Genomic DNA, 10,906 nt, shown 5'->3' with positions numbered 1-10,906 from the left:
CTATAAGCGAATGACGAATCGATTATCGAGCCGATTTGGCAAGCGGATGATGCGGCTGCGGTCATCGACGGTTGAGCCGGTTTTGGGTAGTTTGATCAACTATTATGGGCTACGCCAAATCAACACGAGAAGCCGGGAAACTGCGGCTAAGGTAATGTATGTGGCAGCTATGGCTTACAATCTAAAGAAGTACCTACGCTTTACACCAGTTGAACAAAGCGGAATGGTCATCGCTTTACAAGTACCTGATCAGTTTTATTGTATACTGGTTTACTTTTGCAACAGCCACTGCCAATATGTTAACCAAGAGGAATAATTGACTGCCAATAGATTCCCATTTGACCTCTACAGGTTAAGTCACTTTGTTTAAGTTGCTGGATAATGGAATCATAATCTAATCTGTTATTGAGTAGCTTCACCAGGTTGGTAGAATCACTGAAGCGGTCAAATACAAACCTCCAACCCGCATAGTAGCTAAGCATTGAGTAGAGTTCAGAATCAACTTCGTTTCGACCAATCTGATTATTTAAGGTATCTATGATCCGCTTCTCTGCTTGTGGATCAACGTTATCAATACCGCTCAAGAAGGAAGGCTCTACTGAAGAGTACCATTGGAGAAATAGGCCTCGTTTTAAAGCTTCGCTGTCTTTTTGGGCAAGATCAGCATAGAAGCTATGGACTTGCCTGTATTCATCAAATACTCCCCCAGCCTCTAATTGACCTACTTTTACTTCCATTGGACCTTCGGTACTATTGATCTGAAGAAGCAACTTGTTTTCCTTCTCCTCTAACTCATCTACGGTCATACTAAGGGGCTAGAATCTGTTGTATAATCTACAATATGTTTAGAAGCCAGAAACCGGCGAGATATAATAATGGTGAACTGACAGGTTTCATCTACCTTGTGACAAGATAGTGACCATTTGTGTTGTCGCACCATCATTAATGCCGTTTCGTACTTTTCTTCTTAAAGTGCGAAAACAGGAACCCATTTTACCCTAATTTCCTGCCTTAAGCTTCATAGTTGGGCATTTCTCGACAGTTTTATTTTCGTATTTCCTAGAATAGTACGAAAATGGAATTATCCTATTTACGTGAGCGCCTAACTCTATCCCATGGCCAAGCAGTAGAAAGAAGACCTGATAATGGAGCGTATCGCTTAGTACGAGATTGCGTTTTCGGCCACGTCGATTAATGACGTCAGAAGGCTGAATTGAGACCTGCTCAATGATGGGGAATAAACAAACGCTGGCTCTGTGCAGGGCTGGCGTTTTGTATTGTTCATCGCTACAGGTACCAGTGGCTAAAAAGGCGAATTAACCTAGCATTAATTCAGTAAATTACTGCCTGATAGTAAGTCTATTAGATCAGATCTCCTTTTCATCTTAATCGACCTGTTTATGAGGAAGCTAGCCATTTTCGCTATTCTTTTGCAAGTACTTCCTAGCCTACTATTAGCCCAAGGTAACTATCTAGCCAATACCCCGAATAATTCCACGACGGCTACCTATGGCACCTTTAACACCTTTGTTGGACCTTATGCTGGGGCTAGTTTCCATTCGGCGGGGAATCGAAATACAGTCGTGGGTTACGATGCAGGTATTTCCCTGACATCAGGTTCGTTCAATAGTTTTTTTGGGGTGGATGCCGGGGAAAATACCACCTCAGGAAGTTATAATACGTTCGTCGGTAGATCAGCTGGTCTTAAAAATACCACAGGGTATTATAATGTCTTTACGGGTGCTTTCGCAGGGCAGGCTAACACCGCAGGATATAGTAATGTATTTAGTGGCTATCAGGCGGGTAATGTCAATACGATTGGCGGTTCGAACCTATTTGACGGTTATCAGGCGGGATATACCAACACCACTGGCAGTTTGAACGTATTTAGTGGCTGGCAGGCAGGCTATAGTAATACCTCAGGAGGTACTAATACGTTTAGTGGTGCACAGGCAGGCTATAGTAACACCGAAGGAAATGGAAATGTGTTTATTGGCAATCTGACGGGCTCATCCAACACCACAGGTAACTTCAATACGTTTACAGGCACGTATGCAGGTACCAGCAATACCACTGGCGAAAGCAATGTATTTTATGGTTATGGTGCCGGAGCTTCTAACAAGACAGGCTCCAATAACATCATCATTGGTCCCCAATCAGGCACCGCCATTACCACCAGCGATGACAATGTGCTAATAGGCTATAATAGCCAAGCCGACAATGGACTTTACAATGCCATCGCCATCGGTGCAAACAGCCGGGTATCTATTAGTAATGCCTTAATTCTAGGCAATCAAGCTAATGTGGGTATTGGTACTTCAGCACCTACAGCGCGTCTACAGGTGCGTAGTGAGCAATCAAATGAATCAGGTGTTCGGTTTGAACAATTAACCAGCAAGAGTCCTAGCGTGCTTTCTACCGATCAGTTCCTAACCGTTAATGAGCAAGGGGACGTAGTGAAAGGCCGGTATCAACTTAGGATCAATAACACCAGTGAATGGAGTGATAAGGTATTTGCACCGGACTACAATTTGCAATCCTTAGCTGAGGTAAAGAAGTACATCGATGCCAATCAACATTTACCTGGTGTACCCTCCGCTGAGCAGGTAGTACATGATGGTGTTGACCTTGTAAAAATGAATGCGACACTGTTGGAGAAAGTGGAGGAGCTAACTTTATATAGCATTGAGCAGGATAAGAAAGCCCAGAAACAGGAAGAACGAATCGATCAGTTAGAACAACTCCTCAAGCAACTACTGGGAAAGAAGTAGTCTTGTCAATATACCCCTAGGAGGATCAAACGCCTTGACTAATAAGCAGGGCGTTTTTTTATTAACCACTTGCTCAAAACCAGATTAAAATGCCATTAAAATATTGATATAGTGTCTGATATTGAGTCAATTAGAAGAAACTTCTTCTCATCCTAATCAACTGCTTTATGGCTAAGCTCTTCATTCTTGGTATTCCTTTCCTGTTGCTGCCCAGCCTGCTGCTGGCTCAGGGCAACTATGTGGTGAACTCTTCCAACAATTCCAATTCGTCTGTCTATGGCACCTTTAACACGCTGGTGGGACCAGGGGCGGGTAGCAGTGGGAGTTTAACCGGAGACCGCAATACGGTGACTGGCTATAATGCGGGAAGTTCGCTGACAACAGGCCAATGGAATAGCTTTTATGGAGTGGATGCCGGACGCTTCACCACAATAGGGAAAGAGAACGTATTTGTTGGCTTTGCGGCCGGTTTGTATAACACCGAGGGTAATGGCAATACCTACATTGGTGATAATGCAGGACGTAGCAGCACCACAGGTTCAGCCAACACCGCTATCGGTGATGCAGCAGGCTATTCCCTTACGAGTGGAGGGACAAATGTATTTTTAGGCGAAGGCACAGGCTTTTACACCTCGACAGGTACGAGAAATATCTTCATGGGGGTTGATGCAGGTAGCTCTAATCGAACAGGTAGCGAAAATATACTCATCGGGTATTCTACGGGTTTATCATCCACATCAGCCTCTAACAATATATTTATTGGCACCTATAGCGGAAGCTATAACACCAGCGGCTATAATAATGTGTTTATGGGCGATAAAGCGGGCTTCGCAAACACCACTGGTTATTTGAATGCCATTGTTGGTTTTCAGGCGGGTTATTCGGGCAAGACTGCCAATAGTAATAGCTTTTTTGGCTCCTTTGCTGGCTACTCAACCAGTGGTGGTAACAACAATACGTTTGTTGGCTATTCGGCGGGTAGTTCCAATAATTATGGGGCTCAAAATACCTTTATTGGCTATCAGGCGGGCTCCAGTGTTACGAGCGGCAGCAATAATATTATCATTGGCCCTAACTCCGGTACGGCCATCACGACCACGGACGACAACGTGTTGATGGGCTATAACAGCCAAGCGACTGAGGGTATTTTCAATGGAATTGCTATTGGTTCGAATAGTCGAGTGGCTATTAGTAATGCGTTAATTCTGGGCAATAGGGTGAATGTGGGTATTGGGACCTCCGCCCCTCAGCGGAAATTAGAACTTGTTTCAGACGAGGCCGACGAGAGTGGATTACGCCTAACTAACCTAACCAGTCAAAGCAAACCTATCCAGGCAACCGACCAATTCTTAACCGTCAATGAAAAAGGTGATGTGGTGAAAGCTCGTTACCAGCTACGGATCAACAACTCTAATGAGTGGAGTGACAAGGTATTTGCATCCGGCTACCACCTGCAATCATTGACTGAGGTAAAAAAGTACATTGATGCGAATCAGCATTTACCTGGGGTTCCCTCAGCGAGTGAAGTAGTCAGAGATGGCGTCGATTTGGTGAAAATGAATGCCACCCTACTGGAAAAAGTAGAGGAGTTGACTCTATATAGTATTCAATTGGAGAAAGCCGATCAGCAAAAGCAGCAGCGGTTGGAACTGCAACAACAAAAACTACAAGCATTGGAGCAAAAGCAGGCCGAATTAGAACGGTTGCTAAAGCAGGTTTTAAACCAGAAGTAGATACATGCTTATGATTCCTGTCGAACATCATCCGTGTAGGCAGTGTAGGAAATGCAGGCATAAACAACTCTTTTTATTTTTCCCTGCAACGAGTGTAAGCTTATTGGCGGCAACTTGCTTGTTACAGAAGAGACATGAAAAGAGCCTAATGGGGCTTTCGTAGGGTAGTCGAGTGCTCGTTTTTTAAAACGAGTGGGCCTATTCCTCAGCAACTGGATTGCCTGTATCGTAGCCAAGAACAGGTTGCCTATTCAACCAGTGAGCTAATGGTCATGAAGCAAAAACACCAGCCCCAACGAGACGGGCGTTTTTTACGACCGTTAAGTAATGTCAGCTCCTTCAAGATATGGGTTCAGCTGAAAATAGCTTATTTATGGTGTAAATAATAAAGCTTCCCTTACTCAAACCACTAGTAGCTAAACTATGAAAAAGAAATCCTTGATCACAGGTTGGGCAGCCATACTAACACTGGTAACAATGCTGGTCATGAGCGCCTGTGAGCCATCAACTGTTAGCCCTCGCTACGGGGACGATCCACCCGAAAAGCCCATCAAGCCACCAGGTGGTGGCTAGTAAAGTAAAAAGCCTCATTCTCATGAATGGGGCTTTTTACTGACTTGTTGTTACTGATTCTTCGCTTTGTCGTCTAAGCCACAGGATTGCCTTAGCAATCAGTTAACGGTAGATCTTCAACGCTGGTTCTAGTAGGGTCAGCGTTGAAGATCTACCGTTAGCTAATGTGAATTGACACTTTGCCGATAGACTCGTAGGTTATACCTGCATTGGCAACACTGAGTGTTACTTATGGTGTGGATAAAAGTAAAATGCCGACCTAGATCAAGTCGGCATTTTTTATCGCTTTGCCGCCAGCCAGTCTTCGGCGGGCTTTATGACCCGTTCTTCAATCGAAGCAATCAAGCTTTTTATATTCTCATATTCACAAGTCTTAAGTACCCAGAGGTAGTTTTTAAAAAAGGAGAATTGAGCGTATTCCTGCTGAGAGGCCAGGATCAACGGCTGAACGGGTACGGATGGCAACGTTGGCACGATTGCCATCAACTCCTGTGAAATGCTTTTCGCATCGGTAATATCGGCAATGACGAACTTGGCCATGTGCGCCAGTCTAGAAACGGTCTCGGTAATATCGCGACTATTAGGGTTTGTGAAATCGTGGACGATGGGTAGATGGTTGCGTCCCGAAGTGCGTTACGAATGGCATCTAAAGCAGGCTTGCGCTCCTCTGTAAATCGACCTAGAATCAACACTAACTTAGAAGTGATTCCATCAATAGCAATACGTAATTTTTTATTAGAAAGCAGTAAATTGATGATTTGAGCTATTTGAATATCATCAATTCTTATGCTGTTATACATGCTAACAAGAAGATCAGATTAATCCTTTGGTTCTCCTTTTAAATCCCATGCGGATATGCCATATATATTACACCCAGTGAGAATAGCATCTTCTACAATAGTTTCTAATAAAACAGCCTCTTGAAATATGGCACGAGTAAGATCCGCATGGCTAAGATCGGCTCCCCTAAGTCTTTAACCAAGCCCGACAGTACTCGGAATCGGTAATTGGGCGTTCAGGCAATACGGTAATCACATTCCCAGACACGTGCGCCTATTTTTTGTACTTACTGATGGAGTAAAACTACAAAAAGGTGTAGCTAACTAGAACATCACCAGCGCCCAAGGCCGTGGATTACTGAGCTTCATTTAAGTTGACTGTCCCAAAAAAGACGCAAAATAAGCATGCCGATACACGGCTTAAACCGGCGGTCGATAAGGGGATAATATTTTCTTCCAGCAGATGTTGGCGATCACTCTCCATTCAGATGGCTTTGGTAATGGGGTGACAATGAAAATAGAAGAAGGACATACTCTGTTAAAGGTTAGGGGTAGAATAGATCATCCATTTATTTCTATAGTATTGGGTACTAAAGCTAAAAATACATCAGCGAAACCCTCCATTGTAATCAAGGGGTAGTCCTGAGGCCGCATTTATGAAGTTAGTTCATCATACATTGTGGTAATAGATTAATGGTCTTGAGCCGCCGTAACTTACTAAACCTCCAACTCATCTAAGCCCCAGTTGCGAAGGATAAACTGTTCGCCGTGGACCTTCCCAGAACCCGTGGCCAAGGTAAGCTTTCTGGACCGTACATCTTCTCGAAAGACCGGTCTTGACTGATCCGCAACCGCGTTGGCCAAGATTACCCGTAAATCCTGTTCTTTGGTGATTGGATGCGCTTTAGTTTCGCGATCAATTTGTTTACGGGCCATCTCCTTAATACTCCCATTCTGCACATGAATATCAAATGTAAGAGCAGTTCCTAGCTCGGTTTTTAGGTCAAAATCATGGGCTGTTTGCAAAGCCGGTTGAAAAAAATCCTGGTCAGCAATGTCCCGTTGTAAGGCTTTTACTTCTTCCATCTCCCCAAACCTAGCAAATGCACTTCGCCAGGGTTCGGCTAGTCTAACTTTACTGGAACCGATACTGATACTGTTCCCAAAAGCCAATTGCTGTTTTAAGGGTGATTTTAAAACCGATAAGAGTTCGGGCATCTTTTCCTGAAAGGCATCGGCAACCAGACTTGGTTTTCGCTGGTGGATCAACTGAATAATTTTCTTTAGTTTGCCCGATAAAAGGGTAAACCCAATTATACCCCAGGTAATACCTGCCCCATCAAAATTGCCCTGAGCTAGCGTATAATCATGTCCTTCAAAGGCGGCCGTTAGCTGTAGTGTTCTTTCCTGGACGGAGGGAATCTCTTCCCCTGTTAAGAGGGTATAGGTTTTTAAATCAATTAGGCCGGTGGGGGGGAGTTCATTCTGTTTCTGAAAGTTTATAACCGCCAGTTCGGTATTGACACCGAAAGTCCCGTCCATACCATGCGTGTCGAAAGAGGAATCGGTTAGGTGCCTCTGAATTTTGCGTATTAGATCTCCTTTCGCGGGTTTGGCAAACAAGATTCGGTCCATAGTAAATTGTTTTTACGTAACTACTAATCAAATCGATACTTTCGACAGGACTAGAGTTTGTAGCACAAACATTGATTTAGCCTCTATCGAATGCACTCCTTAATAGGGAAATTCTTTAAAGTAAAGCTCAGGATACATAACGAATTATTGGCTAGCTGCAACCCCTTATACAACTTTTAGCTATTTCCCAAGTTGCCTATCAGGGGAAGCTTTACCGGCTAGTTTCAGCATCCACTTGATTTGTTCTAAACACTCATAATTAAAATTCAGGGTATATAATAACCAGAACTCGATCAGCGCAAAGAACGCAAAAACGGGCATCCTAAAAAATGGGGATTTTCCCGTTTCTTTTCTTAATAAATTAAGCAATTTTTGCCTTGTATAGGGCAAACCGAAGTGGATAAATGAGACGGGAGCTAGGGTGGTTGAATTAGATCGGGGTGGTTGGTTGTCAGACGATTGGCGGGTGATGCATATTGTTTACTGAATAAAATGGCTACCCATCCCGCTTATAAGTTGGAATGGACGACTGGTGAAGATAACTCACTGCTGGTTTCGGTTGGAACGGGCGCTTCAGCCACTCCTAGAGTATACGGTAATTTTGTGGATACGCTCAAGTCACTACCCGATAATCTAATGTATATCAGCCTGGTAGATCAGGATATAAACTGTCGCATCTTCGGTTATTGTGCCTATGGGGCATAGATCGATCGGGAGTTTGGCGATGCGATTTTGCCCAGGAGGCAATTTCGAATTCGGACCGAGCAAAATGACTATTTCGTTACGTCCGCCACAATGTTGATTTGAGCCATGATGGGCTTGATGCACTGGGCTTGCTCATATCCAGTCTCAGGACGTTCGTCAACTGAACTCAGTACAATTTTTGGATCAGTTGCAGGAAGTAGGCTAAGCGGCAGCCGCCAATCAGGTCAAGATTTCTCACCTTGGTAATTTCGTCTGAGTATGCAAGCTTTTATTGTTCGACCATTTGGCACTAGAAAAGTCCTGCAGAAGGACAAAACCGGGAAACAGGTCCCGATAGACTTCGATTTTGAGCGGGTACAGAAGGAACTTATCCTTCCCGCTCTGGATCAGGCGGGTCTCCAAGGAGGTACCACCGGAAATATATTTGAAGCCGGTAGTATTCATGAAGACATGTTCTCGCTGCTGTTGGTGGCGGATCTGGTGGTGGTTGATATTTCCATTCATAATGCCAATGTATTCTATGAAATGGGTATCCGGCACTCCTTAAGGGATAAGCGAACCGTGCTCATAAAATGTCCGGGCTTTGATGAGACACCTTTTGATATTCTAGGGTATCGCTACATCGCTTATAACAAAGAGAATCCAGGAGATGCTATTCCTGATTTGCTACAGGCACTGGAAGAAACGCGCCAGGCCACCCGAGTAGATAGTCCGGTTTTTGACAAGCTGCCCAACCTCATCTCTCAGGACCCGGAACGGTTTCTGGTAATCCCAGACGATTTTGAGGCGGATCTTCGGGTGGCGACAGTTCAAAAAAATGCGTCTATATTAGCTATTATGGCAACGGAAATTTCCGGCTTTCAATGGTATATTCCGGGTCTTCGTCAAATCGGGGAGGCTCTTTATGCGCTTCGTTGTCTGCAACCCGCCCGGACCGTTTGGGAAAAAATAATTGAACATAATAGGAATGATCTGCAGGCCAATGACCGACTAGCCACGATTTACCAACGGCTTGCCGAATCCGAAATTACGGCAAATCTTCCGGAAAGTGAAGCGCTTTTTGAACGATCCAACATAGCCATTGAAAAATTGCTGGCTCATCGCCATGATCTGACACCTTTGAAACGGGCGGAGTCATTTGCCCTAAAGGCCCGAAATGCAAAAGCCTTATGGCTGGAAGCGTGGAAAAACGTCCCAACGCCTGATCACTTTTCTGCGGCCATAGGTTCTACGGATTTAACGATTGCATTTGAAACATATGAACATGCTTTTATGGAATGCCTGAATCATTTTTATTCCGGAATTAACGCCTTGGGATTATTAATTACAACCATTACCCTCGCCGAACGGATCCCGGAAGTCTGGGAATTAAAATTTAGGACAACAAGTTTAGCTAAACAGGAACTGGAGGGATTAAAGGAAAAACTAGAGGCCATAAAACAATCGGTTTATTATTCGATTGAAGCGGGAAAACAAATTATCGGAGAGAATGATGATGAATATGCCTGGTTAAAAATTACGGAAGCTGATTTTATCTGTCTAACTGAGACCCGACCCAGCCGGGTTAAACTGTCCTACCAGAATGCGCTGAAAGGCGCAACGAATTTAAATTTTGATGCCATTGTACGGCAATTAGTGATTTATCAGCAATTGGGTGTTAAAGAAGATAATGTGAAGGCAGCCCTAGAGGCATTACCGGCCATTTCGCTTTCCAGCAATAAAATCAAGGTGCATACCATTTTATTCACAGGTCATCGGATAGACCAGGCCGGAAGACCGGAACCTCGATTTCCACCCGAAAAAGAGATGGCAGTCAGAAAGGCAATCAAACAGGCTCTACAGAAGGAGCAGGAAACTATAAACGGCCCATTGGTGGGGTTGGCCGGTGGAGCCTGTGGGGGCGATATTCTATTTCATGAAGTATGTGAGGAACTTGGCATTAAAACAGAGTTATACCTGGCGCTGCCACGCGATCTATATATTGCCGAATCAGTCGCCATTGCCGGACCCGACTGGATTGACCGCTTCAACAAAATGTATACTAAACTACCTTGGAAGGTTTTATCGCAAACCAAGGAGTTACCTGCTTGGCTCGGGAAAAACAAAAGCTATAGTATTTGGGAGCGCAATAACCTCTGGCTGTTGAACCAGGCGCTGGACAATGGGGGTCTCCACATGAGCCTGATTGCATTATGGAACGGCAAAGGAGGAGATGGACCCGGAGGAACGGAACATATGGTTAAACAGGCTCAAACCCGAGGTGCCAAGACTATAGTAATTGATATAAATATGCTGGCTTAACAGTGTACGTCGTCAAGTAAACGTAGACAACAGCGGCAGGGCTCGCTCAGGCGGACCATTTCACTATATGGAAAAAGAGAAGAAGTGTGCCCGCAACGATGGACCGTGCCACTGAGGCAATTTAGTAATCGCACTGCAACGGCGAACCTCCGGCGCCCCTGTTGTTTCACTCAAATCTCCTTTGTCCAACTTAACCAAAAATCTCTGTTAAGCCACTCCAAAACGGCTCATTCAACTTCATTGGACATATTACATGAACATTGGAGGCCAGAGTATAATAGCTTCAGCCCCCATAGCTCGCTGAGTGGAAAGACGCCCGATGAAGTTGGAAAGGGGAAGGAAAATCAAACAAATGAACTGAGGTCCTCCCGAAAAGCGTTCCGCTCAAAGATTGAGGATCAGACGTTCA

The 10,906-nt window shown here is 44.5% G+C and carries 9 protein-coding genes and 1 pseudogene; 6 read left to right on the top strand and 4 right to left on the bottom strand.

Translation table 11 applies throughout. The annotated features are described in order from the left end of the window. A partial coding sequence (locus tag GO755_RS40385) for a transposase (protein WP_198175087.1) occupies positions 1-316 on the top strand: 316 nt, incomplete at its 5' end. Here GO755_RS40385 and GO755_RS40380 read toward each other — a convergent pair. Then, positions 300-806, bottom strand: a complete 507-nt coding sequence (locus GO755_RS40380; protein WP_157591125.1) for a hypothetical protein — start codon at positions 804-806, stop codon at positions 300-302. The two genes, GO755_RS40385 and GO755_RS40380, sit on opposite strands and share 17 nt — an antisense overlap. 594 nt (positions 807-1,400) lie before the next feature. Between GO755_RS40380 and GO755_RS40375 the strand changes: the two genes are divergently transcribed. From GO755_RS40375 to GO755_RS40365, 3 genes are all read left to right on the top strand, one after another. After that, positions 1,401-2,771: a hypothetical protein gene (locus GO755_RS40375; RefSeq protein ID WP_157591124.1), complete on the top strand. Its 1,371-nt coding sequence runs from the start codon at positions 1,401-1,403 to the stop codon at positions 2,769-2,771. A 167-nt stretch (positions 2,772-2,938) separates the two neighbouring features. Beyond that, positions 2,939-4,504, top strand: coding sequence for a hypothetical protein (locus GO755_RS40370; protein ID WP_157591123.1), 1,566 nt, complete (start codon positions 2,939-2,941; stop codon positions 4,502-4,504). A 423-nt stretch (positions 4,505-4,927) separates the two neighbouring features. After that, entirely contained in the window at positions 4,928-5,077 is a 150-nt protein-coding gene (locus GO755_RS40365) for a hypothetical protein (protein WP_157591122.1), read from the top strand. A gap of 279 nt (positions 5,078-5,356) precedes the next feature. Here the strand turns inward: GO755_RS40365 and GO755_RS40360 are convergent, their stop codons facing one another. The 3 genes and pseudogenes from GO755_RS40360 to GO755_RS40350 all read right to left on the bottom strand — a co-directional run bounded on the left by GO755_RS40360 (position 5,357) and on the right by GO755_RS40350 (position 7,491). Next, complete coding sequence (locus GO755_RS40360; RefSeq protein ID WP_157591121.1) at positions 5,357-5,617, bottom strand: hypothetical protein; 261 nt, start codon at positions 5,615-5,617, stop codon at positions 5,357-5,359. Between the two features lie 278 nt (positions 5,618-5,895). After that, a pseudogene (locus tag GO755_RS42285) lies at positions 5,896-6,039 on the bottom strand (pentapeptide repeat-containing protein); the annotation flags it as partial. Between the two features lie 534 nt (positions 6,040-6,573). Further along, positions 6,574-7,491: a peptidoglycan-binding protein gene (locus GO755_RS40350; RefSeq protein ID WP_157591120.1), complete on the bottom strand. Its 918-nt coding sequence runs from the start codon at positions 7,489-7,491 to the stop codon at positions 6,574-6,576. Between the two features lie 492 nt (positions 7,492-7,983). Between GO755_RS40350 and GO755_RS40345 the strand changes: the two genes are divergently transcribed. Together GO755_RS40345 and GO755_RS40340 are read left to right on the top strand one after the other, a co-directional pair. After that, positions 7,984-8,196, top strand: a complete 213-nt coding sequence (locus GO755_RS40345; protein WP_157591119.1) for a patatin-like phospholipase domain-containing protein — start codon at positions 7,984-7,986, stop codon at positions 8,194-8,196. Positions 8,197-8,454: 258 nt separating this feature from the next. Further along, on the top strand, positions 8,455-10,497 hold the full coding sequence (locus GO755_RS40340) for a tetratricopeptide repeat-containing protein (RefSeq protein ID WP_157591118.1): 2,043 nt from the start codon (positions 8,455-8,457) through the stop codon (positions 10,495-10,497). Positions 10,498-10,906: the final 409 nt, after the last annotated feature.

It is taken from the genome of Spirosoma arboris (assembly GCF_009754945.1).
Classification (GTDB): domain Bacteria; phylum Bacteroidota; class Bacteroidia; order Cytophagales; family Spirosomataceae; genus Spirosoma; species Spirosoma arboris.
The sequence above is the reverse complement of the archived record's forward strand: the minus strand, read 5'-3'. Positions and strand labels throughout refer to the sequence as shown.